Annotated in this window: 23 protein-coding genes and 1 tRNA gene; 7 read left to right on the top strand and 17 right to left on the bottom strand. The window is 53.2% G+C overall.

The genetic code is table 11. The features are described from left to right. The first annotated feature begins 81 nt into the window (after positions 1 to 81). A tRNA-Ile gene (locus tag IE092_RS04050) sits at positions 82 to 158 on the top strand. 224 nt (positions 159 to 382) lie between these two features. After that, positions 383 to 1,864 carry a DEAD/DEAH box helicase gene (locus tag IE092_RS04045; RefSeq protein WP_189355792.1) on the top strand — a complete coding sequence of 494 codons (1,482 nt, stop codon included), beginning with the start codon at positions 383 to 385 and terminating at the stop codon, positions 1,862 to 1,864. Between the two features lie 251 nt (positions 1,865 to 2,115). Here IE092_RS04045 and IE092_RS04040 read toward each other — a convergent pair whose 3' ends face one another. Beyond that, positions 2,116 to 2,535 (bottom strand): organic hydroperoxide resistance protein, encoded by a 420-nt coding sequence (locus IE092_RS04040; protein WP_189355691.1) that lies wholly within the window; start codon positions 2,533 to 2,535, stop codon positions 2,116 to 2,118. Between the two features lie 596 nt (positions 2,536 to 3,131). Here IE092_RS04040 and IE092_RS04035 point away from each other — a divergent pair. Continuing rightward, positions 3,132 to 5,204: a TonB-dependent receptor gene (locus IE092_RS04035; RefSeq protein WP_189355690.1), complete on the top strand. Its 2,073-nt coding sequence runs from the start codon at positions 3,132 to 3,134 to the stop codon at positions 5,202 to 5,204. Positions 5,205 to 5,345: 141 nt separating this feature from the next. On the opposite strand, the gene IE092_RS04030 is transcribed toward IE092_RS04035, so the two are convergent. After that, entirely contained in the window at positions 5,346 to 5,801 is a 456-nt protein-coding gene (locus tag IE092_RS04030) for a MarR family winged helix-turn-helix transcriptional regulator (RefSeq protein ID WP_189355689.1), read from the bottom strand. Positions 5,802 to 5,907: 106 nt separating this feature from the next. On the opposite strand from IE092_RS04030, the gene pyrF reads away from it, so the two are divergent. After that, complete coding sequence (pyrF, locus tag IE092_RS04025; RefSeq protein WP_189355688.1) at positions 5,908 to 6,726, top strand: orotidine-5'-phosphate decarboxylase; 819 nt, start codon at positions 5,908 to 5,910, stop codon at positions 6,724 to 6,726. On the opposite strand, the gene IE092_RS04020 is transcribed toward pyrF, so the two are convergent. The 8 genes from IE092_RS04020 to IE092_RS18940 form a co-directional block, all read right to left on the bottom strand. Continuing rightward, positions 6,727 to 7,017, bottom strand: a complete 291-nt coding sequence (locus tag IE092_RS04020; protein WP_189355687.1) for a hypothetical protein — start codon at positions 7,015 to 7,017, stop codon at positions 6,727 to 6,729. It lies immediately after the preceding gene. Between the two features lie 113 nt (positions 7,018 to 7,130). Then, positions 7,131 to 7,880, bottom strand: coding sequence for a LytR/AlgR family response regulator transcription factor (locus tag IE092_RS04015; RefSeq protein WP_189355686.1), 750 nt, complete (start codon positions 7,878 to 7,880; stop codon positions 7,131 to 7,133). Continuing rightward, positions 7,877 to 8,947 carry a sensor histidine kinase gene (locus IE092_RS04010; RefSeq protein ID WP_189355685.1) on the bottom strand — a complete coding sequence of 357 codons (1,071 nt, stop codon included), beginning with the start codon at positions 8,945 to 8,947 and terminating at the stop codon, positions 7,877 to 7,879. Before IE092_RS04010 ends, IE092_RS04015 begins: the two co-directional genes overlap by 4 nt. A 2-nt stretch (positions 8,948 to 8,949) precedes the next feature. After that, positions 8,950 to 9,642: a LiaI-LiaF-like domain-containing protein gene (locus IE092_RS04005; protein WP_189355684.1), complete on the bottom strand. Its 693-nt coding sequence runs from the start codon at positions 9,640 to 9,642 to the stop codon at positions 8,950 to 8,952. Between the two features lie 17 nt (positions 9,643 to 9,659). After that, positions 9,660 to 10,016, bottom strand: coding sequence for a hypothetical protein (locus tag IE092_RS04000; protein WP_189355683.1), 357 nt, complete (start codon positions 10,014 to 10,016; stop codon positions 9,660 to 9,662). Positions 10,017 to 10,179: 163 nt separating this feature from the next. Then, positions 10,180 to 10,551, bottom strand: coding sequence for a hypothetical protein (locus IE092_RS03995; protein WP_189355682.1), 372 nt, complete (start codon positions 10,549 to 10,551; stop codon positions 10,180 to 10,182). Positions 10,552 to 10,613: 62 nt separating this feature from the next. Next, the gene (locus IE092_RS03990) at positions 10,614 to 11,633 is read right to left on the bottom strand and encodes a class I SAM-dependent methyltransferase (RefSeq protein ID WP_189355681.1); all 1,020 of its coding nucleotides are present in this window, start codon (positions 11,631 to 11,633) and stop codon (positions 10,614 to 10,616) included. 158 nt (positions 11,634 to 11,791) lie between these two features. Beyond that, positions 11,792 to 12,688 carry a hypothetical protein gene (locus IE092_RS18940; RefSeq protein ID WP_268249262.1) on the bottom strand — a complete coding sequence of 299 codons (897 nt, stop codon included), beginning with the start codon at positions 12,686 to 12,688 and terminating at the stop codon, positions 11,792 to 11,794. 254 nt (positions 12,689 to 12,942) lie between these two features. Between IE092_RS18940 and IE092_RS03980 the strand changes: the two genes are divergently transcribed. Then, positions 12,943 to 13,335 (top strand): nucleotide pyrophosphohydrolase, encoded by a 393-nt coding sequence (locus IE092_RS03980; protein ID WP_189355680.1) that lies wholly within the window; start codon positions 12,943 to 12,945, stop codon positions 13,333 to 13,335. A gap of 44 nt (positions 13,336 to 13,379) precedes the next feature. On the opposite strand, the gene IE092_RS03975 is transcribed toward IE092_RS03980, so the two are convergent. Beyond that, entirely contained in the window at positions 13,380 to 13,838 is a 459-nt protein-coding gene (locus IE092_RS03975) for a hypothetical protein (protein ID WP_189355679.1), read from the bottom strand. A 173-nt stretch (positions 13,839 to 14,011) separates the two neighbouring features. On the opposite strand from IE092_RS03975, the gene IE092_RS03970 reads away from it, so the two are divergent. Further along, positions 14,012 to 14,428, top strand: a complete 417-nt coding sequence (locus tag IE092_RS03970; protein ID WP_189355678.1) for a hypothetical protein — start codon at positions 14,012 to 14,014, stop codon at positions 14,426 to 14,428. Here the strand turns inward: IE092_RS03970 and IE092_RS03965 are convergent. From IE092_RS03965 to IE092_RS03950, 4 genes are all read right to left on the bottom strand, one after another. Next, complete coding sequence (locus tag IE092_RS03965) at positions 14,422 to 15,705, bottom strand: MFS transporter (protein ID WP_189355677.1); 1,284 nt, start codon at positions 15,703 to 15,705, stop codon at positions 14,422 to 14,424. The genes IE092_RS03970 and IE092_RS03965 overlap by 7 nt on opposite strands. A 379-nt stretch (positions 15,706 to 16,084) precedes the next feature. Then, on the bottom strand, positions 16,085 to 16,747 hold the full coding sequence (locus tag IE092_RS03960; RefSeq protein ID WP_189355676.1) for a TonB family protein: 663 nt from the start codon (positions 16,745 to 16,747) through the stop codon (positions 16,085 to 16,087). 289 nt (positions 16,748 to 17,036) lie between these two features. Further along, entirely contained in the window at positions 17,037 to 17,714 is a 678-nt protein-coding gene (locus IE092_RS03955) for a TonB family protein (RefSeq protein WP_189355675.1), read from the bottom strand. Between the two features lie 125 nt (positions 17,715 to 17,839). Beyond that, positions 17,840 to 18,607: a response regulator gene (locus tag IE092_RS03950; protein ID WP_189355674.1), complete on the bottom strand. Its 768-nt coding sequence runs from the start codon at positions 18,605 to 18,607 to the stop codon at positions 17,840 to 17,842. A 343-nt stretch (positions 18,608 to 18,950) separates the two neighbouring features. On the opposite strand from IE092_RS03950, the gene IE092_RS03945 reads away from it, so the two are divergent. Continuing rightward, the gene (locus IE092_RS03945; RefSeq protein WP_189355673.1) at positions 18,951 to 19,532 is read left to right on the top strand and encodes an outer membrane beta-barrel protein; all 582 of its coding nucleotides are present in this window, start codon (positions 18,951 to 18,953) and stop codon (positions 19,530 to 19,532) included. Between the two features lie 99 nt (positions 19,533 to 19,631). Here the strand turns inward: IE092_RS03945 and IE092_RS03940 are convergent, their stop codons facing one another. Together IE092_RS03940 and IE092_RS03935 are read right to left on the bottom strand one after the other, a co-directional pair. Next, positions 19,632 to 19,979 carry a c-type cytochrome gene (locus IE092_RS03940; RefSeq protein ID WP_189355672.1) on the bottom strand — a complete coding sequence of 116 codons (348 nt, stop codon included), beginning with the start codon at positions 19,977 to 19,979 and terminating at the stop codon, positions 19,632 to 19,634. Positions 19,980 to 20,100: 121 nt separating this feature from the next. Then, positions 20,101 to 21,576 carry an aminoacyl-histidine dipeptidase gene (locus tag IE092_RS03935; protein ID WP_189355671.1) on the bottom strand — a complete coding sequence of 492 codons (1,476 nt, stop codon included), beginning with the start codon at positions 21,574 to 21,576 and terminating at the stop codon, positions 20,101 to 20,103. Between the last annotated feature and the right edge of the window lie 144 nt (positions 21,577 to 21,720).

Here is a 21,720-nt window from a genome sequence, read left to right as displayed (position 1 = left end):
TTCGGTGCCCGTTTTTTGCTTGCGCTGCATGCGTTTGTGTCAGCCGGGCGGTTGTTAAAAACAGCCAATCTTTGGAAAACCGGGCCTATAGCTCAGTTGGTTAGAGCAGCGGACTCATAATCCGTTGGTCGCAGGTTCAAGTCCTGCTGGGCCCACCAGTTACCGTTTTGAGCACAAGAAGGACTGATTAAGTCCTTTTCTGTCTCTGATCTGCGGTGATATTCACAGAACATACCAGTCAATACGGTTGTGATTGCTGCATGGTGCTACAATGCAGGTTTCGCACACGATTTTCTATTTGCTTTCATTCCGGTAGTAACAGCACATGCACTGCGAGTCATTGCATCAGCAATGCCGCAGGCCGGATGAGGTTTCAATAATGATGACAGACCAACAGTCTTCCCCAGTTTCTGCCCCTGCTGATTCAGCAGCGGCCCGCCAGCGTTTTGACGATTTCGGTTTAGCCCCTGAGATTCTGCGTGCTTTGCGCGATCAGGGCTATGAATATCCGACACCGATTCAGGCGCAGGCCATTCCGGTCGTTCTGCAAGGCAGGGATGTGATGGGCGCCGCGCAAACCGGTACCGGGAAGACCGCCGGTTTTTCTCTGCCGATTATTCAGCGTCTGATGGCGCATGCGAACAACAGTGCGTCTCCGGCACGCCATCCGGTACGTGCGCTGATTCTGACGCCAACCCGTGAGCTGGCAGATCAGGTCGCGGAAAACGTGAAAGCGTATTCGCGTCACACCGGCTTGCGCGCAACCGTGGTATTCGGCGGTGTGGATATCGCACCTCAGGTTACGGCACTGCGCTCCGGCGTGGAAATTGTGATCGCGACTCCGGGCCGCTTGCTGGATCACGTCGCGCAAAAATCGATCAATCTGAGCCAGACCCAGATTCTGGTGATGGATGAAGCAGACCGTATGCTGGATATGGGTTTCCTGCCGGATCTGCAGCGCATCATTAATTTGTTGCCGCGTCAGCGTCAGAACCTGATGTTCTCTGCGACCTTCTCGCCGGAAATCAAAAAACTGGCTGCCAGCTTCCTGAGTAATCCGCAAACGATTGAAGTGGCGCGCAGCAATGCAACGTCCGACAACGTGACGCAGATTCTGTATGAAGTGAAGGAAGATGAAAAACGCGATGCGATTGCCTTCATTCTGCGCGAACGCGGCCTGAAGCAAGTGATCGTATTTACAAATACCAAGATCGGCGCGTCGCGTCTGTCCGTGCATCTGGTAAAGCAGGGCGTCAAAGCTGCAGCCATTCACGGCGATAAATCCCAATCGGAACGGATGACTGCGCTGGAAGATTTCAAGCGCGGTGCAGTGGAAGTGCTGGTCGCAACCGACGTTGCCGCGCGTGGCCTGGATATTTCTGAAATGCCGTGCGTGATCAATTACGATCTGCCGTTTAACGCAGAAGATTATGTGCACCGTATCGGCCGTACCGGTCGTGCCGGCGCCAAGGGTGATGCGATTTCCCTGTGCGGAGCACAGGATGACAAAGCACTGGCTGATATCGAAAAACTGACCGGTCGTAAAATCGTGCGTTTGCAACTGGCTGGTTTTGTGCCGACCAGCGCACCGGCATTCCGCGAACGTGAACACCGCAGCGAATATCGCGGTGATCAGCGTAGCGAAAATCGTCATGAACAGCGTGGCGAAGGCCGCAGCCGTGGTGGTTATGGCGCGGCACGTGAAAAAGTTGATCCTTGGTTCCTGCGCCCTTACACGCCGAACACAGCACCTGCCAGCGCACGTAACGAAAAGTCTGCAGCTGCAAACAACACAGCTGCTCCGAAACCGCAGAAGCGTGCCGCTCTGCTCGGCGGCTTGCGTAAGACCAGCGTCACCGGATAAGCTGCGTGTACCGCACAGTGCTGCAGACAGAGAACGGAGCCTCAGTGCTCCGTTTTTTTATATCTGAATCTATTTGTTGAAACTGTTCTGCTGGTTTTCTGCAGGCAGCTTGGCATGACACGCGGCAGCTGCATCTGCTGCAAAACAAAAAACGGAGCGCGAATGCTCCGTTTTTATTTTCTGCATCAAACCTCGATCAAACCCGCTTCGGGCTTGCCTCCGCGTGTCAGCAGGTTTGTGTGATCAGCAAATCAGATCAGATTCAGTGTCACATCCACATTGCCGCGGGTTGCGTTCGAATACGGGCAGACTTCGTGTGCTTTGTGGATCAGTGCTTCCGCGTCGGCACGGTCCATACCCGGCAGGCTGATGTTCAGTGTGACGGTAATACCGAAACCGCCTTTACCGTTAGGGCCGATGCCGACCAGACCATTGACGGACACATCTGCCGGCAGGGCTTTTTTCGCGGCAGCAGCCACAAATTTCATCGCACCGATAAAGCAGGCAGAGTAACCGGCAGCAAATAATTGCTCAGGATTGGTGCCTGCGCCGCCCGCGCCGCCCAGTTCTTTTGGTGTAGTCAGTTTGACGTCCAGTTGTGCGTCGCTGGAAACTGCGCGGCCGTCGCGGCCGCCGGTTGCTGTTGCGTTAGCTGTGTACAGTACTTGCATGATGTTCTCCTGATTGAGGTGGATTCGGTTCGCAACATGATTGCTGCGATGGAGTAAATGATAGAGTGCAATTCAATTGTGTGCAATATAAATTGCGATTGTCTTTTTCAATCATCCTGATAGTCAGCTTGTATCAGATGGTGGAAGGCCCTTGTAAGACTGGCTGACTGCGTACAGCGTACCTGCATGTGCTATCTTGAAACATCGATTACAAGCCCGGATGACGGCACCTCTGCGCCTGAGTAAGGCGTAAACCGCGCTTTGAAATTTTGTCGGGGGATCTGTCTGCCGGACGTGAAAGCACGCCCTTTCATCGCAGAGGAGGTCTGCAGGCCTTCCAGATGCCCCAAATCACCCCAAATGCGGATTTCAGCATGGCGGTCCGGCGGTCGTCGGCAGAAAGTCCGGCTCTCCGGAAATGACGGATGCGGACTTCTGCATAGTCATTTTATAATTGCTTGATTTTTAATTCATGGAACGGGCGGACATCGATCGTCTATCTGGCTGCGCTGGTCTGACCCTTATTTATGCCTCATTTACTTTCTGTGCAGACAGTGCATCTCTGTTTTTTCAGCCTTAACCGGATTTCGGGAAACATGTCAGGTCAGCTTGGTCGATTGCTTGGCAGCCTTTTACTCCTCAGCATGTCAAGCGCGGGCTATACCGCTGAGCCAGAAGCTGCCAGGGTGGAAGTTATCGCCAATAAAGCACCAGTCGTAAAAAAAATCGATAAAACGGTGTATGAGCTGAGCCAGTTCGTGGCAATAGATAATATGTCTGTGCAGGATATCTTGCGTAATTTGCCCGATCTGAATATCAGTGCCGAAGGGAAAATGACTGTAAAGGGAGGAACACAAGTCACCGTACTGGTAGACGGCAAACCATTGGCTGCGCTGACTGGTGAGGAGCGCGCAGTTGCCTTGCAAACCATGAGTGCCGCCGAACTCGCACGGGTGGAGGTAATTACCAATCCTTCTGCCGCGTATGCCGCTAATGGCGGCGCGATTGTCAATCTCGTTTTGCAGCGTGACCGCAAACCGGGTCAGCATGCACAGTTCAGGGCCAGTATGTCTGATCACGCGTTATGGCAGACACATCTGACGGCGGACCGGACGCAGCGGGAACTCAGTTTGCACGGCACACTGAGCTTCAGGGAAGACGGCAATTTGAAGCAACGCTATTCGATGGTGCACTGGCGCAATCCCGTCAACGGGCAATCCGGCACAAATGAACAGCGTTCTGAGGTATTTGTGCACCGGCAAGTGTTGAGCGGCAGTGCCGGAGTGGACTATTTACCAAACAATGCGGATACGCTCAGCATCAGCACCCATTACAACCATCGTCAGTCGCGGCCAGTACTGGATGTTTTGAAGCAAGATGCAACGCAGGCGCAGGATACCGTGTTTCACCGGATTTCAGTCGGACCGAATACGCAAACGGATGCAGATGTAAGTCTCAGTTACAGTCAGCAGGGCGCGAACCGGGCACTGAAGCTGGCAGCACAGCAAAGTTATACCGATGGGCTGATTGATAAATCCTATCGCGATGTTTACGTGCAGCCGCAGCGACCGGAGCAGCAAAGTCATGGCAATACCAATAACAGGCGCAGCCTGAGCCAGCTCAGTGTGGACTGGAGTTACCGGGAGGACGGTGTGCAATGGGGCGCAGGGCTGGACTGGCATCGCCAGACTGACAGACTGGCAAATTGGCAGGCTGACACCGATCCCTACAGTGGTAAAGAAACCTTAAGAACGGATGTGAGCAATGCGTATCTGGTGCGGACAGACGTACTGGCCGCCTATTTGACGACACAGTTACAACTCGCAGACTGGGGACTGCTGCTGGGGGTGCGGGCCGAACAGCCAACAACACTGGTGCAGTCCGGGGAATTTGAGGCCTCACCCTCCAGGCAGCTGGCAGTGAACCCGAGCCTGCATATGCGCTACGCACTGGATGAGAAGCGTGAACTCAGTTTCAGCGTCAGCCGCAGCTCACAGCGACCGGATCCTCGCGATCTGAATCCGTATTCAAGTTATGTCGATGCGCAAAATCTGACGCGTGGTAATTCCGCGTTGCAACCTCAGCAGGTACAGATGTGGGAGCTGGGAGGTCAGACTGAGGAAGAAAGATGGCAGAGCAGCTTCAGCGTTTTTTACCGCAGTAGCAGGAATACGGTAGTTGATGCACGCAGTTTTACCGACAATGTACTGATTACTTCGAAACAAAACGGTGGTAACGCACGGTCAGCGGGAATGACCGTCACGCTGGATAGTACACTGAGTCCGCACTGGAAGTTGGGGCTGGACGCGGCAATTTATCACGTCTGGCTGAACACGCCGGACGGAAATAATATGGTTTTGCAAAGCGCCGATTCCGGCTATCTGAAACTGAGTGCGACTTATCAGGCTGGAGCAGACAGTATTGCGCTTGATGCTTCTTACACAGCGGCCGGCCTATCAGCACTGGGCGGTTACGGAGCAAGGTCTGCCGTGAATCTGAACTGGAAGCATCAGATCAGCAAAAAGCTGCATCTCACGCTGAATCTCAGCGATTTTTTTGATGGCAGCAAAAATGCGTACTGGACACGCAGCTCCTACTTTGATCAGCGTGCCTGGGATCATTTTGTTGCGCGCAGGCTCACAATCGGTCTGGTCAGAAAATTTGGCTGAACAGGTGAATGCCGACAGGTGTCTGAAAAGAGCTAAAAAACGCCCAAATGCGGATTTCAGCATGGCGATCCGGCGGTCGTCGGCAGAAAGTCCGGCTCTCCGGAAATGACGGATGCGGACTTCTGCATAGTGATGGTGTGCTTAACCAGCGCTGAGCTGATCGCGCAGCTGGTTGAGTGCGGTACGCAGGGTGTCGAGTTGTTCCGGTGTCTGGCCGCTGGCGCAGAATATTTGCAGTGGTATCTCCGCAGCACGTTCATGCAGTACGCGGCCCTGATCGCTGAGACGGATGCGGACCGAGCGTTCATCTTTGCTGTCGCGCTGACGGTGTACCAGACCCGCCGCTTCCATACGTTTCAGCAAGGGAGTCAGCGTGCCGGAATCCAGATGCAGCAATTCGCCGATCTCTTTGACGGCACGGTCGTCCTGTTCCCACAGCACCATCATCACCAGATATTGCGGATAGGTCAGACCCAGCTGATCGAGCAGAGGCTTATAGGTTTTGGTCATTGCCAGCGAGGCGGAATACAGCGCGAAGCAGAGCTGGCGATCCAGCCGCAACAGCGGGCTGGCATTGACTGGGGGGCAAACTGTCATGGTAGTGTCCTGCGCCGGCAGAAAGCCGGCTTTGTGGTCAGGGTAGCGCCTGCTTCAGCAGGTATAATGCTGGCCGTGACCAATCTGAAATTATATGGGGTAAATCGTGACATTTATTCAACAACTGCAAGCCGCATGGCAATCCAATCAGTCTTTGTTATGCGTCGGCCTTGATCCGGATATTCAGCGTTTCCCGGCAGAATTGCAAGGGCAGCCTGACGCGATTTATCAGTTTTGCAAAGCAATGGTGGATGCCACGGCGTCTGTGGCCTGTTCTTTCAAGCCGCAGATTGCGTATTTTGCCGCATTGCGCGCAGAAGACCAACTGGAAGCCATCTGCCGCTACATTAAACAGCAGTATCCGCATATTCCGGTGATTCTGGATGCCAAGCGCGGCGACATCGGCGCGACGGCAGAACAATATGCGCGCGAAGCCTACGAGCGTTACGGTGCGGATGCCGTCACTGTCAATCCTTACATGGGCTTTGATTCGGTACAGCCGTACATGGAATGGAAAGAGAAGGGCGTGATCATTCTGTGCCGTACTTCAAATGCAGGCGGTTCGGATCTGCAATTTCTGGATGTCGGCGGCAAACCGCTGTACCAGCATGTGGCGCAACTGGTTGCAGAAAAATGGAATGCAAATGGTCAGGCAGCGCTGGTGGTTGGTGCCACCTTCCCGAATGAAATCGCAGCCGTGCGCGAAATAACCGGCGACATGCCTTTGCTGATTCCGGGCATCGGCGCGCAGGGTGGTGATATTGAAGCCACTGTCCGTGCCGGTCGTACCGCGAATGGCACCGGTATGATGATTAATTCATCCCGTGCGATTCTGTATGCACGCGCAGAAGCCGGTGAAAGCTACACCGATGCAGCGCGCCGCGTGGCTGTGCAAACCCGCGACGCGATCAATCAGTATCGCTGATCAGCGATGATCATCTGCGGCTGGCGGCGCATCTGCCAGTCGCGGTGATTTCCCTTTTTGCTGGTGCACGTTATAAAACACCAGTCCCATCAGCAGCTTCACACCCAGAAAAATCAGAAACAGGCTAACCGCCAGCGGAATCACACTGATCATCAGCGCGATCACCAGACAAGCCAGCAGCAGACGCGGCAGCGGCAGTTCATCCAGTGCGCGGAAGGCGCGGCGGGCCAGATACAGAAACTCTTCGATGGTCTGACGGAAAATCACTTCAATGCGGTCCGGATGTGCCATGTTGTACTCCCTGAATGAGATTGGATGCTGCTATCTTGCACCGGCAATCCGTTCGCCGACAGCGCTTTGCGATAAAGCGCCGCTTTGACAGGCTGAATGGCGTGAACGCCGGATTAAGCGTTGAGTGACAAACCGGCTGCCCGCAGCTTATCCAGTCCGGAACGGCTGACCGGAACGCTTTTGCCACCCCGCATCAGCGCCTGATGGCTGTCTTTGCTGATTTTCTGCAGGCTGTCAAAAGCCTGCAGATTCAGCATAAACGAGCGGTGTACACGGACAAACTGCTGCGCCGGTAACTGTTGTTCCAGCTCGCTGAGTGTCTGGGTTTTCATCCAGCTGCGTGCAGCGGTGTGCAGCACCACGTAATCATCCTGCGCTTCCGCGTACAGTAATTCTTCAAAGGGAATCGCCACGGTCTGACCGCGTTCGCGCAGCAAAATCCGCTGGGCCTGTTGCTGCTGCTGACTGAGTAATTGCTGCAGTGGCGGGTTTTCCTGCGCGGCGACCTGCTGCGCCGCTTTATGCAGTGCAGCTTCAAAGCGTTCGCGCGAGAACGGCTTCAGCAGATAATCGACCGCATGCAGATCAAACGCTTTCAGCGCGTACTGATCATATGCAGTGGTGAAGATCACGCCGTGTTTGCGACCGGTCACCTCCAGCACTTCCAGTCCGGTCAGTTCCGGCATCTGTATATCCAGAAATACCAGATCCGGCTGTTCATCGCGAATCACATCCGCGGCTTCCTGACCGGTTTCACATTCCCATGTCAGCTGAAATTGCGGAAACGGCCGTAAAAATTCTTTGACCAGCTCACGTGCCAGATATTCATCATCGGCAATACACACACGGCATGGTGATTTCATGATGCTGCAAACTCCAGAGGAAGCGTTACGGATAAAGAAAACAGGCCGTCAGCAGATTGATGACTGACGCGGGCACGGCCTGCATACATGGCCTGACAGCGCTCGGACAAATTGCGCAAACCCAAGCCGGCATTGCTGCGTTCATCGGCGGCGACGCTGTCAGCGACAGGGTTGTGTATCTGTATATGCAGCCAGCCCTGATCTGCGTGGATCTGCAAGCGGATACAACCGCCTTTGCGTAAATGCTGAATGCCGTGTTTGATTGCATTTTCCAGCAGTGGCTGAATCAGCATAGACGGTATCAGTGCCAGATTCAGGCCTTCCGCAACTTCCGGCTGATATTGCAGCTTGGGGCCGAAGCGTATGCCTTCCACCGTCAGAAAGTGATGACACAGTTGCAGTTCATCCTGCAGACGTATTTTGTCATCCTGTCCTGCGCGCAGCGTCAGCCGGAAAAAATCGGCCAGCGCAATGGTCATTTCCCGCGCACGTTCCGGCGCTATCGTGGTCAGTGCGCTGACGGAATTCAAACTGTTAAACAGGAAGTGCGGATCAATCTGCGAGCGCAGTACCTGCAGTTCCGCATCGCGCGCTGCCAGTTGTGCGGCTGCCGCAGCCTGTTCGCTGATGCGCACCTGTTCAAAACTCAGAAACACATCATAGGCCAGTAAATTCACCAGAAACAGGATGGCGGCACTGCCGCCGAGCAGCCAGGTCTGATGTTCCTGCCATTGCCACTGAAATTCGTTAAGCGCCAGCAGCGTTAATGCCTGATGCCATGCACTGATCAGCGCCATGACCAATAAGGCCGATACGATTGACGATAATCCAAATGCCATCAGCGTTTGTCCCAGACTGCGCCGGTTCGATGGCATGGCTTTACACAGATAATACGCCGAGCTGCAAATGATGCCTGTCACCAGCATGACCGGAATTACCAGTACCGCAGCCGCCCAGAAAGAAAATTGCAGGCTGGTGTGCGCCAGCCTGATCCACGGCAGGCTGAGGAATAACCAGCCTGCCAGATACCATGCCACCCGTTGCGGATTACTGAGCAGGGGATGCATGATCAGTTCTTAATTTCCACACCACCCATAATTGCATACCCCTGAATGAACAGGCGTTTGCCGGTGATTGCCGGAGGGACAGTCTTGTCATCGATCCCGCCGAGCAGTGGCACGCCCTGCGACATCACGGTCCAGTCTTGCGGCACCTTGATGCTGATACCGCCCCACATCGTAAATACATTCAGTGTGGCGTCATCCTGCAATTGTGCACCGCGCAGATCCAGTTCAATGCCGCCCATCACTGCTGTCAGTTCTCCGCCGCGGAAATTCACCGCAGAGTTCTGTACATTCGCGCCGCTCATGACTGCGGAAACGTTGCAAACGTCGGACTGACCGGCACCTTCGCCGACCCCACCCCACTGGGTTTCACTGATCAGTTTGTCTTTAAAAATCACTGCCAGACCACCGAGAATCAGCAGTAGTGGCCAGATATGGCGCATGTTGAAACTGATAATGCCCATGTATTTCAGCGTCAGGATCGCACCCCAGGCAACAAATCCGCCGCCGATTAATTGTCCCGAAATCGTATTGCTGCGGGACATTTTTAAGATACCGACCAGAATGAACAGCGTAGGCCAGAAATGCAGAAAATTCAGATGGCTGAAAATATTCAGATTGTCGAGTAAGGCCAGAACACCGAAAATTAACAGAGCTGCGCCAAAGACGACACGGTTTTGCTGTTTACGAGCAGACATGATGGGACTCCGCAGAATTATTTTTTATCAGAAGAAAACATACCGCCGATCAGGTATTGCGCACCGGCACCGATCAGTAACAGAGGCCAGCTGTTAGAGAAATTCCAGCCCCATAAGTGCTCAGCGGAAATGTACAGCCAGGCGGCAATTACCAGCGTGCAGACTGAGCGTCCGACGTGCGCCGCATTTTGTGCGCTGATCAGTTCGATAAAACCGGATAAGGCGATTGCACCGGAAGCCCAGTGCCACCAGCGCAGTTCGGTAATGACGATCCAGTCGTTCGCCATAAAATACATGCCTGCAGCAATCAGCATCAGGCCGAAGACCAGATTTTTGCGACGGCGGGCAACCGGATTTTCACATTCTTCACGCATGATTTTCTCCTTCATGTGTTGGATTCGATGAAGGCAGAATAAACCGCTGGCGTAAAGATGTCGCGCCTCAGTCGGTGAATGCCGCAGTTTGTCGGTCAGTGCCGCCGGCAGCGGCGAATGACGCACTGAAGTACAAAACCGGGGCAGTTACTGAGCTGGTGCGTCAGCTCAGTAACTGATTGAAGTCGTCAGCCTGACGCACGATGCGTTTGGATTCCGATCCGAATACATTGTGGGTTTCTTCGACAATAAATTCGTTAGAACCACGGGTGCAATACAGCAAGCCACGGAAATTGGTGCCCAGATAGGCAAACGGTGCGAGCTTGGTTTTGACCGGCGTATCGTTGTTCAGCAGCGCACGCAGTTTGCGCTCCACATCGTACAAACTCTTTTCACGAATCTGTACCACGCCGCCGCGCGGATTCGGAAAGCTGGTTTCAAAAGCCGAATTATTCCCCATCGGGTCCCGGAAGGTAATTTTGACCCCGAGCTTTAAAAACTTGGAGATCGCTGTAAAGTCATTGTCATCGTACATAATTGCTCCGCTACCGGTCTGTCAGTCCTGACCGGATTCGCTGTGAGATTGCCAGATTCCTGTCAGGCTGGCAATTCGCCAGCACAATCACCGTATGCTTTTTCGCCGTATGGCGGGATTTTGTCAGCCGGAAGCGACAGCAGCGTATCTGCCTGCTGCAAAACACTTTTTTTCCAGTCCGGATAATTCTGCGGGACGGCGCTGTCCGGTACCAGGATACTGCGCAAATCTTCCAGCAGCTGTTGCTGATCGGCGTCTTTGCATGATGTCAGCGGCAGTGTACGCAGCCGGCGCAGACTGTCGGTGACGTTCAGCGAAGGGAAACGCTGTTCCAGACTGGCGACGTGCGCCTGCCTTGTTTCTGCAGATACCGGCGACTGGCAGGCAAACACCAGCAGGTTATAGCTGTCCGGCGAGCGTGCCCATTGCACGCTGGCGAATTGTTGCCGTAAATCGGCCAGCATCACGCTCAGTTGTGATGGCTTGCCCCAGACGTTCGCCACCAGCATTCCGCTGCGGCTGAGTGCGCTGGCGCAGCTTGCATAAAAGTCCGGCGTGTTCAGCGCCGGTACCAGACCGTTTCTGTCATACACATCGATCAGCAGTAAGTCAGTGCGGCGTCCGGTGGCTACCTGCTGTGGTAACCACCGGGTAGCATCAGCGTGATGTAATGTAACCTGATGATTGTCCGGCGCAGCTGGCAGTTGCCGGTACAGCCGCAGCACGGTTTCATCAATTTCTACTGCATCGGTGTGGCAGGCCGGTGCAGCGTACTGTAAAAACCGGCTGAGTGAGCCACCGCCTTGCCCCAGTATCCATGCTGAAGCAGGTTCCGGTTGCTGCACCAGTGCACTCATCATCAGTCTTGCATAAGCGCATACCAGATACCACGGATGCGTGGTCAGCATGGCGCTTTGCATCACACCGGGTTGCAGATACAGACAGTGCAGTGTTTCATCGTCAGATAAAAAAGCCTGCTGTCCGGCTGCGTCATACAGAGCTTGTAATTGCTGCAGGCGCTGGGTTTCTGCGGCATCCGGTTTGCGCAGATACAGGGTCGATAAACTGGGGCGGCGTGGCATGGTGTCTGAATTGGAAACGGATGCCGGATTATCTCTGATTCGCACTGATTACTGATATTTTTTGTGCGCTGTGATAAACCGTGTGCGAATCCCGATAATAAAAAACGCCGGATCATGACCGGCGTTTTTTATTAATGCAGGACTTCAGATGCTGCAGTTCAGTTCTTTGGTTTGCTAACGGTTTTTTTTGCGGCGACCGGTGCAGTGGCTTTTTTAACAACAGCCGGTTTCTGACCACCATTTTTTGCAGCTTCTGCTTTCAGATGGCTGGTGTCCGGTGCAGGAAAGCCGGTTTTTGCAGCTGTGGAGACGGGAGCAGGTACTGCTACAGGCTTGGCGGCAGGTTTTTTCACCGGCTTTGCTGTAACGGTTTTCGCTAACGGTGCTTTTGCAACGGCGACAGTTTTTGCTTGCGCAGTAACGACAGGTTTTACCGGTGTTTCAGCGATGGCCGCAACCGGTGCCGCAATAACATCCTGTATTTCTTGTTTATCCTCTTGGATTTGCTCTGCCGGCTTACTGATTTCAGCCTCTGTCGCAGCGGGAATCTCGGCAACTTTAATCGTTACCGGCTCCGGCTGCAAAACCAGTTCTGTCTGTACTGGCGTGGTGCTGACTTCCGCCACGGCTTGCACTGTCACTGGCCCCGGAATATTGACGCTGACACTGACTGGTTGGGAAACCGGTGCGGCATTTTCACTGAAATGTGTAATGCTTTGTAATTGCAACTTCACCAGCGGATGCTGCTCTCCGGAAAACTGTTGCCAGAATTCGCGGCTGGCAGACTGCACGCTGTCCCAGTTGTGCTGTTCGGTCTGGAAAAAACGGAAGAAATCGCTGATTTGCTGTTGCTGATTGCTGATGGCGTCGTGCAGGCTGTGAGAGCCGAGCCAGAATTGTCCGAGCTGACTGAATTCCTGCAGCATGCGCAGGCTGGTTTCCCAATGCCACTGCAGCACGCTTTGATATTGCTGCAAACCTTGTTCTGAAAGCTGACGTAAGACGGTTGCGGGTTGTTCAAACACCTGAGACTGCGTAAAGCCGGAAGTTGCCATGAAGTTCTCCTTCATTCGGAAGACTGCGCTATTGTCGGAAATATACTGAAACAGAAAATCTGAAAATGCGGATGATGCGATGCAGCAAAAGAATTTTACTCTGTGTCTCAGCAATTACGCAGGACTATTTACACAAGCGGGAGATGAAGCGTTGTTGCAGTGCGGATGCCGGGCGATAAAGCTCATCCTCTGGAAACGCGGATTCCGCCGGAGCGCTGCTGCTACAATGCGGGCGGATCAACTGCGAGTGCAATATGCAAAATTTTCCCGACAACGTGTCCGCCACCGACAGGCTGGCGCAACTGCAAACCCGACTGGCGGCATTTCGTGATGAAAGACAGTGGGCGCAATTCCATACCCCGAAAAATCTGGCCAGTGCACTGGTGGTGGAAGCGGCAGAATTGCTGGAGCCGTTTCAGTGGCTACACGCTGGCGAGCGCGCTGAGCTGAGCACAGCGCAGTTGCAGGCGGTTAGTGATGAGATGGCGGATGTGCTTTGTTACCTGCTACTGATGGCGGACCGCTTAAACATTGATCTGGCAGCAGCCTGCAATAGCAAAATTGACCGGAATGCGCAGCGTTATCCGGTCAGCAGTGCGCGCGGAAACGCACAAAAGGCAGCACCGGAAAAACCTGAGCAAGTGTAAGTCACCGGTTGTGAGATTTGGGTTGTGAGATTTGTTACGAGGCTTCAGGCGCTTTCGCCGAAATGACGACGCGCTTTTTCTGCAAATGCGGTATGCGGATAGGCTTCCAGCGACAATGGAAATCCCAGTGCAGTCAGCTGCGCGCAGGCATGTTCAAGGTCAAAGCAGAGATGGTAGCGCGGGTCACTCAGCGCCTGTGTTTCGCGTTCCACAATAATTTTGTGAAATTTGCTCGGTAAAATAAAAACGATATGTTCACAACCATTGGCAAATGCCCAGTCGCGCATTTCCTGATACGTTTGTAACGCAGACTGCGTGGACATTTCCCAGAAGCGGCCATCGGCCAGACTGGCCCACGGACGGTCTTTCGGCGCTTTTTGCTGAAATTCTTCATAGCAGGCAAGGGTGCCTGCATCATTAAAATTGCCTGCGAATGTCCGTATCAGGACATTGCCGACCAGGCTGATTTGCCACTCACCGTGAATTCGCTGCCAGGGCAACATGTTCTGTATCTCTTTTCTGCTGTCTGTTCGTTCCGCTTCAGCGTCACGACCGGGTCATATTTCACACTTATGGTATCGAACCATTCTCCGGCGCTATTGTAACGGGCTTTCTTGACAGTTAGCTGACAGCGCCGATTTTCGGTACTTTTGCCAACAGTTTTCAAATTTTGGGTATGAATACAGCAGAAAAACGGCAGTTTCAGCGCGTACAGTTCTTTCGTTTAACCCGTGACCGCGAGTTTGTGCCGGTCTGGGTATTTAATAAGCAACCGCAGGACGATGCAGTAACGGGTCTGATTGTGGATCTCAGCGATAGCGGGGTGCAGGTGATGACGGTATGGGAAGACCGTCCGCAGTCGTCTGCTTGGATGGTGCATTTACTGGATAACCATGGCGACCGGATGCAGATGCCTGCAGTGCGTCTGGATTATGTCTGGTCGGCGCAGCATGAAAGTTTATATGCGCGCACCGGTTTCCGTTTTCATACCGCGCAGGAAGGTGCTGCAGGTTTGCTGCAAGCCCTGATTGCTAATCAGCCGCAGCAAGTATTGCGCTGCCAGCTGACACCGGTTTTTCAGTGTCATCACTGACGCTGACTGTGTACCGCCTGCTTGTACAGTGCCGGTATTTTGCGGTAGCTGTACCAGCACATGAGCAGTGCCAGCGTCGCCAGCGCAGCCCAGTTCAGTACCGGTAATTGCAGGCGCTGGGCCAGATCGAACAGAATGCCGCCGGACAAACTGCCTGCCATGCTGCCGCTGCTCTGATACAGCATCTGGCGCGACATCAGCCGGCCGGTATCGGCATTGGTTTTGTCGGCAAAACGGGCGGTCAGTACATCCAGCGATGGCCCGTAGAAAATCTGCCCGAAAGAAATGAAAATGGCAGCAGCAATGACGGCGGTGGCTGATTGCGGAAAACATGCCAGCGTTGCAAATCCTGCCAACAGGCCGAGATAGCCGAAGCGCAAAAAACGGAAGTGATCCTGATCCCGCACCGCCAGTTTCGAGACCGGCATTTGCAGCGCGATGATGACCAGCGCGCCGACCCAGAACGGCGTGGAGACCGGAATCGACGGGGTGAAATGCGGTATGTGCAGGCTGAGGCTGATATTCGGCTGCATCGCCAGACACCAGAACACCGCATTCGAGACATAAAACAGCCATGGCAGTTCTGCCTGCGGGTTGACAGCGCGCGGGCTGAACTGGGCGTGCACTTGTTGTGCCGGATGCCCGTGCAGGCTTTCCGGATCGGCCGCAAGCTGCTCTTTCTGCACGATGCCGCGCATCGCAATCAGCATCAGTATTCCGTAGCCCGTGAACGTCAGCAGTACGATCAAAAACACCAGTTGCATGGTGTCATGCGGAATCCATCCCGCCAGCAAATAACCGGCGACCAGTCCCAGCCGTATCGACATCGACAAGCGTGCAAACAGTGCAGACTGATCCAGATCGCGCAGTTTCAGCAGAAAGAATTTCAGCCCCGGAAATGACAGACCGCTGCCCAGTCCGGCAATCGTGGCAAACAAAGCCAGCGCCCAGGCCTGATCCAGAAACGCCAGGCAATACAGGGCAATGCCTTCCAGCAGAATATTGCCCGAGACAGAAAACGGATGATTCGCAATCACCGGAAAGCGCGTCCCCAGCCATGCACCGGCAACCCGCCCGAGATTCAGGCCGAACAAAATCGACGCTGCCCAGAAACCGGAAAATTTCAGGCCGGTTTGCGACACAATCAGCGGTGTGTACAAGGCCACGCCACCGGATGCAATCGCCACACCGGTGTAGATCAGGTTCGCATGGGTACGCGAAGAAAAATGTGAAGAGAAGCGCATGGTGGCAGAGAACGGGTGCGGTGTTTCGTGCAAAACAGGGTCAGCACGACGGGCAGATGTTCCGCGAAAGAAAGTCCGCTATTATGCCGCCGCCTGCTCAAAATTGCAGCATGGAAAAAGTAACAGCGTGACACTTGCGCTGCTCGCGGAGCAGGGGACGGGCGTGGGGATGACTGCCGGCCTCAGTTCGGCTCCTTCCGGCGCCGCTTAAGTGCCAAAACCGGCCAAAACCGGCCGAAATGCGGAGTTCTGCATAGCTACCGGCTTGTCGTCGGCAGAAAGTCCGGACGTCCGCAAAACACAAATGACGAAAATCGCACAGAGGTTGCGTGCCGTAGCACGCTGCGAAGCAAGGCCGCAGCATTTACTATGCGCGGAAAATGCTGCGGCCGGATGCTGCTACGGGCAGGATTTACTGTGCCTTGGCTGGCGCTGCTTTCTTTTCCAGCAAGCGTACCGATGCCGGTGCGTTGTAGGCTTTTTCCTGAATCATGGCCGGGTTGAACTGGCAGGCTTTGACAAAATTGATGGCGGCAATATCGGTATCCGCATCGCCACTGGCCCATTCCAGTGAAGCTTGTTTTACCTGACCTTCGCGTGACACCAGCGTACCGACCACAATGCCCAGTCCGCCTTCCGTTTCACCAGCAAGACGCACTTTGTCGGATTCCGGACAAGTTTCCGGACGAATCACCGGATCGTTGTCATAGCGCAGTTTTTCTTCCAGATTCCAGCTGTAACGGGTTGCAGCGATAATCTTTTTCGCTGGCGGCTGATCCAGCAGCTTGCAACCGATCAGCGCTTTGGCGGTTGCCTGATCCAGCAGCCACCAGCCGCTGCTGCGACGGAAATCCACGGCTTCCACTTCGCCTTTTTCATTGATGGTCATCGCGACATGCGCTGTACCGTGAAAACGGTTACGCATGGCTGCCGGCGGATATTTGGGTTGCAGGCAGTGTTGCAGGATATCTTTTTTCGTCAGAAAAAGATCCTGTTCTGCCGGTGCTTCCTGTGCTTGTACTGGTGCTGCGCTGATGGCGAGGTAGAGAAGACCGCTGATCAGAGGAAATTTCATGTTCTGTCCTTAAATTTGTTCAATCCCCGGCTAGCAAACGATTGCGCATCAGGATATCAGTCAACATTGGCTGATCTGAAGCGCAGGGGGGAATGGAGAGCGAATATACCGAACCGACATGAAGTTTGCATGACAATCAGCGAAAACGATTGCGTGCTGTCGTAAATTGTCCAAAAACCGTTTAAAAACGATGGTGGCTGGTGTGTCGGATTGACGGGGAATGGCACTGTGCAGAAACAAAAACCGGAACCTCGGGTGTGGTGCGGTTCCGGCTCGGGATCTGCACCATTTACTGAGCAGCTTTAACGATGGCTGTCGCGCCGGATGTTTTCGGCAACAGGCGAATGGCAATGGCGGTTTCAAGGATGCCATGGCTGTTTGCACCCGGTTCAAATTTGCAGCCTTTGACTATCCGTACGGCTTCCTGCGTCAGCGCATCGTCGTCATCTGCCCATTCGACAGAATGATATGACACGAGTCCTTTTTTGGTGACGACTGCGCCGATCACAATGCCGAGACCAGGTTCATCATTTCCCGGTATGCGCAGTGAATCGGAAGCAGGGCAACTTGCTGGCAGTAGTTTCGCTGGTTCAAAGTAAAAGAAATCCGCGCCTTCAATCATCCAGTGGAAGGCCAGCCCTGCTTTTATCGCCTTACCCGGCGCAAGGTTTGTGATTTTGCAGCCGATGACGGCACGGGCAACGGCGAAATCCAGTGTTCGCCAGCCGCTGCTGCGCACCACATCCACCGAAGTTACTTTGCCATCTGCATCTGTCAGCGTCGATACCAGCGTATCGCCACTTTTCAGGTTACGGCCTGCCGATCTCGGATAAGCAGGTTTTTCGCATTGTTCGAAGGAGACTCGCAGGTCGGCAGGTAAAGGATGGTCGTCCAGTTTGTCAGCGGCGATAGCAGATGCGGTAAAGCTGCTGAACAGCAGGAAAGCAGAAAAAAAGAGGGGGCGCATTATCGAAAAGAGATGAAAAGGGGCGACGGTGATCACTGCCGGTTCGTATATTGCCGGCGAATGCTATTTTACCTTTTTAATATGCGAATTGCATTTAATATCAATTAATTTTTATTGTGTATGTCTCAAAGCGCGTTTTTCGCCAGCGTCATATCGCGCAGATGGCGGAAAAGGTTTTCACGCAGCAGGGAATCTTTATGAAATACCGCATCGCCTTCAGCTAGCGGTGTATTAAATCCGGAAGCGGTTACCAGCACAAAGCGGGTGGTTTGCCGCCGGCTTTCAGCAAGTCGTGCGGCGCTGATCATGGCGTGGCCGTTTAAACGACCCGTTTCCATGCCGGTGATTACCAGATCAAAACTGCCGGAAAGCACGCGACCCAGTGCGAGATACCCATCACGGGCAATTTCGATGCGGAACTGGAACTGGCGTAATACTTCGCTGATGATGTTAATCACCACTTCGGAATTTTCTACAATCAGTGCGGAATAACGTGTTGCCGTACTGGATTGATTCAGTGCCAGCAAACGTTGTGGCAACCAGTCGTCCACGCTGAGATTCTGGCGATAATATTCGGCGGTTTCACGCAGCAAATCCAGATAACGCAGTGAGAAATCGGTGAACTGTCTGAAATTCGTCAGGCCGGATTCCAGGTGGTTTGCAATCAAGTCTTCAAACGGATGGCAAATATCGGAAACCGCGTGTAGCCCGTAAGTACTGCCACTGCCTTTCAGGCTATGTATCTGCCGGTAAAGTTCGCGTAAGGGGTCGTTGTCTTGTGTCGCCACTCTGCTCAGCAGCAGACATTCCAGTTCATCCAGTTTTGCCGGTAAATCACGAAGATAGTTGCTGCGTAAAGCATCAAGCATTGCCTGTGCGTGTTGTGCGCTCATATTTTCCGTTAGATGTTGAGGAATTGTCAGTGAAAAGCGGGTACAACGATGTCTTATTTTAGAGAGTTTAACCAAAAGAAAAAGCGGTTTTTTGCAGGGAAGTTTGCAGCTTGTGCAGGTATCAGCTGGAAATTAAGTCGAAATGGGTGCGCAATTTGGGATTAATTCTTGTGTTTCGTTTGAAAGGTATTGAAATGTAGTGCTTATGCGAGATGGCTACGCGACTTCGGAGGCGATGCTGGCAAGTGTGAACCGTGTTTGCAACACTTGCCTCATCGCTGCACCGCAAGCGGAAATACCCGCCGGAACGCGATGATGTTTAACCCGTTTAAAGGAATGCAAAATGCTGAAAAGTAAGCTGATGAAAGCAAGTCTGGTTGTTGCTGGTCTGGCACTGAGTGCCGCCGCATCTGCACAGGTATATGGTGGTGCAAGTATTGGCCGCTCTCAATTGTCAGATGACTGCCAGGGGCAGGTCAGCTGCAGCACCAATGCAACATCCTACAAACTGTTTAGTGGTTATCAGTTCCACCCGAATTTTGCTGTAGAAGCGAGCTATTCCAATCTCGGCAAATTCAAGTCTTCCTATGCAGATGTCGGTTCGACCCAGAGTACACAGGTAAAAACCAGTTCTTTTGAACTGGCGGCAGTAGGTAACCACCAGTTCACATCAGAATTGTCCGGCTTCGCAAAACTGGGTATTGCCAGTGTGAAGGCTGAGGGCGAATTCTGGGGTACCGGTACTGCGCCAGCTTATGCGTCCGCAAGTACCACTTCCACCCAGCCGGTATGGGGCTTGGGCGTCAATTACAAACTGACGAAAGAGCTCGCCTTACGTGCGGAATTTGAGTCCCGTAAAGTGAAATTCGGTGACGACAAAGAAACGGTACGCAACCTGAACGTTGGTTTGCAGTATCACTTCTGAATCTGAATGCTCCGTTGTCTCACACTCTCCCTGTACTTCCCCGGTGCAGGGTTCTCCCTCCCCCGGTTGTCTGATCAGAGCAGCCGGGGCTTTTTTTATTCAGCGCGATGCCGGTGCAGGATAAGATTTGAGATAAGCGATCAGATCGCGGATTTGCTGATCATCGTTATAACCCCAGAGGCGCATCCGCGTTCCCGGTACCACACCGTCGGGATTTTTCAGAAACGCGGACAGCGTTTTTTCGTCCCAGACTATCTTGCTGTTTTTCATTGCCGAAGAATAACTGTAACCGCTGGCGCTGCCGGATTGTCTGCCCATCACGCCAGTCAGAGATGGCCCGAATCCGTGCCGCGCGGATGGGCCGATCTGGTGGCAGTTGATGCAACGCTGAAACTGGCGCTCGCCGGGCGTCTGCGCCGCTGCAGACGCCAGTAACGGTTGCAACATAACAATGCAAGCAATGGCTTTTAATAAAAGGCGGCGCAACATGGGCATGATGGCAGAAGGGTTCAGACAGGTCAGATTGTGATGCGGTGGTCAGATCACACTGATCACCGCATGACAAAAATCAGGCTGTTTTTTGCGGAATGCGTGCCAGCACTGCAAGTAACAATTCCCAGTACTGACCAACGGTTTTAATATTCACCATTTCATCCGGGCCATGCGGGAAGCGAATTGTCGGGCCTATCGACACCATATCCAGTTCCGGATAGTGTTTTTTGAACAGACCACATTCCAGACCCGCATGAATCACCATGATGTCAGGTTCTTTGTGATAAATACTTTCGTAAGTGTCTTTCACGATTTTCATGACCGGTGAGCTGGTGTCAGGCTTCCAGCCCGGGTAGCAGCCGGATAAACTGATTTCTGCACCCGCGATGTCACTCAGAGATGTCAGCATACTTTCCACTTGTTCGCGACCCGTATCGATCAGCGAACGAATCAGGCAAAGTGCGCGTCCATGACCATTTTCAATACTGATGACGCCGAGATTCAGTGATGTTTCGGTCACGCCCGGAATGTCGTCACTCATGCGGATAACGCCGTTAGGACAGGCATTCAGCAAATTAATCCAGCGTGTTTGCGCGGATAAGCTCAGTACTTTGTCTGCTTGCGTATCGCTTTCTTCAACGCGTACTTTCAGTGCCGGTTCGGTCTGGCGCAGTTCAGAATTCAGAATTTGCTCGTATTGTGCAATACGCTGGTTCAGCAGTGTTACCTGTTCAGGCGCAATCAGAAACCGGCATTGCGCTTCGCGCGGAATGGCGTTTCTCAGTGTGCCGCCGCTGATATCAGAGATACGGATGCCCAGCTCATTCGCATGACCGGCCAGAAAACGTGCTAATAATTTATTGGCATTACCGCGACCCAGATGAATATTGACGCCGGAATGACCACCTTTCAGACCGCTGATATACAGTGTGTACTGGCGCAATCCTGAAGGTGTGTTTTCTGTACTGAGCGGCAGCCTGATTTCAGCATCAACGCCACCTGCGCATCCCATATAGATTTCGCCTTCCTGCTCAGAGTCTGTGTTGATCAGGATTTCTGCGTTCAGCATACCTGCCTGCAAGCCGAATGCACCAGTCATACCGGCTTCTTCATCAACCGTCAGTAATACTTCCAGCGGGCCATGCGGAATGTCGTCAGCGCCAAGAATTGCCAGCGCAGATGCCATACCGATACCATTGTCCGCGCCCAGTGTGGTGCCATTCGCTTTAACCCATTCACCGTCGATGCGCGGTTCAATCGCATCCAGCACAAAGTCATGCTGCTTATCAGCATTTTTCTGCGGCACCATATCAAGGTGCGCCTGAATAACCACGGTTTTGCAGTTTTCCATGCCAGCCGTTGCAGCCTTACGGATGATTAAGTTGCCTACATGGTCAACAACGACTGGTAAACCTTTTTCTGCGGCCCATTGCTGAATGTGCGCACTCAGTTTTGCTTCATATTTTGACGGGTGAGGGATTGCACAGATTTGCGCAAACCAGTTCCATAAAGCGTTCGGATAGAGTTGGCTGATGTCTTGAGTAGTCGTCACGATAAACCTTTTCAGGCAATGGCCTGCGCTGTACTGTAAAGGGTGAAGTTTACCATACGCTGTGTTCCGGATTTTTTGGATACCCGCTGAGGAGGCATCAGTTATACCTTACGGCTGTCTGCTGTAAAAATAAAAAAGGATGCT

Origin of the sequence: Cognatundibacterium squillarum (assembly GCF_014652435.1) — a bacterium.
Lineage (GTDB): Bacteria > Pseudomonadota > Gammaproteobacteria > Burkholderiales > Burkholderiaceae_D > Undibacterium > Undibacterium squillarum.
The sequence above is the reverse complement of the archived record's forward strand: the minus strand, read 5'-3'. Positions and strand labels throughout refer to the sequence as shown.

Bases quoted from the DNA above. Each gene is read 5' to 3' on its own strand.
- IE092_RS04010 (WP_189355685.1), bottom strand. From the start codon at position 8,947: ATGCATCCCCTGCTCAGTAATCCGCAACGGGTGGCATGGTATCTGGCA.
- IE092_RS03955 (WP_189355675.1), bottom strand. From the start codon at position 17,714: ATGCGCCCCCTCTTTTTTTCTGCTTTCCTGCTGTTCAGCAGCTTTACC.
- IE092_RS03990 (WP_189355681.1), bottom strand. From the start codon at position 11,633: ATGCCACGCCGCCCCAGTTTATCGACCCTGTATCTGCGCAAACCGGAT.
- IE092_RS03960 (WP_189355676.1), bottom strand. From the start codon at position 16,747: ATGAAATTTCCTCTGATCAGCGGTCTTCTCTACCTCGCCATCAGCGCA.
- IE092_RS04040 (WP_189355691.1), bottom strand. From the start codon at position 2,535: ATGCAAGTACTGTACACAGCTAACGCAACAGCAACCGGCGGCCGCGAC.
- IE092_RS04035 (WP_189355690.1), top strand. From the start codon at position 3,132: ATGTCAGGTCAGCTTGGTCGATTGCTTGGCAGCCTTTTACTCCTCAGC.
- IE092_RS04000 (WP_189355683.1), bottom strand. From the start codon at position 10,016: ATGCGTGAAGAATGTGAAAATCCGGTTGCCCGCCGTCGCAAAAATCTG.
- IE092_RS03980 (WP_189355680.1), top strand. From the start codon at position 12,943: ATGCAAAATTTTCCCGACAACGTGTCCGCCACCGACAGGCTGGCGCAA.
- IE092_RS03995 (WP_189355682.1), bottom strand. From the start codon at position 10,551: ATGTACGATGACAATGACTTTACAGCGATCTCCAAGTTTTTAAAGCTC.
- IE092_RS03945 (WP_189355673.1), top strand. From the start codon at position 18,951: ATGCTGAAAAGTAAGCTGATGAAAGCAAGTCTGGTTGTTGCTGGTCTG.
- IE092_RS04020 (WP_189355687.1), bottom strand. From the start codon at position 7,017: ATGGCACATCCGGACCGCATTGAAGTGATTTTCCGTCAGACCATCGAA.
- IE092_RS04030 (WP_189355689.1), bottom strand. From the start codon at position 5,801: ATGACAGTTTGCCCCCCAGTCAATGCCAGCCCGCTGTTGCGGCTGGAT.
- IE092_RS18940 (WP_268249262.1), bottom strand. From the start codon at position 12,688: ATGGCAACTTCCGGCTTTACGCAGTCTCAGGTGTTTGAACAACCCGCA.
- IE092_RS03975 (WP_189355679.1), bottom strand. From the start codon at position 13,838: ATGTTGCCCTGGCAGCGAATTCACGGTGAGTGGCAAATCAGCCTGGTC.
- IE092_RS04015 (WP_189355686.1), bottom strand. From the start codon at position 7,880: ATGAAATCACCATGCCGTGTGTGTATTGCCGATGATGAATATCTGGCA.
- IE092_RS04045 (WP_189355792.1), top strand. From the start codon at position 383: ATGACAGACCAACAGTCTTCCCCAGTTTCTGCCCCTGCTGATTCAGCA.
- IE092_RS03970 (WP_189355678.1), top strand. From the start codon at position 14,012: ATGAATACAGCAGAAAAACGGCAGTTTCAGCGCGTACAGTTCTTTCGT.
- IE092_RS03940 (WP_189355672.1), bottom strand. From the start codon at position 19,979: ATGTTGCAACCGTTACTGGCGTCTGCAGCGGCGCAGACGCCCGGCGAG.
- IE092_RS04005 (WP_189355684.1), bottom strand. From the start codon at position 9,642: ATGTCTGCTCGTAAACAGCAAAACCGTGTCGTCTTTGGCGCAGCTCTG.
- IE092_RS03950 (WP_189355674.1), bottom strand. From the start codon at position 18,607: ATGAGCGCACAACACGCACAGGCAATGCTTGATGCTTTACGCAGCAAC.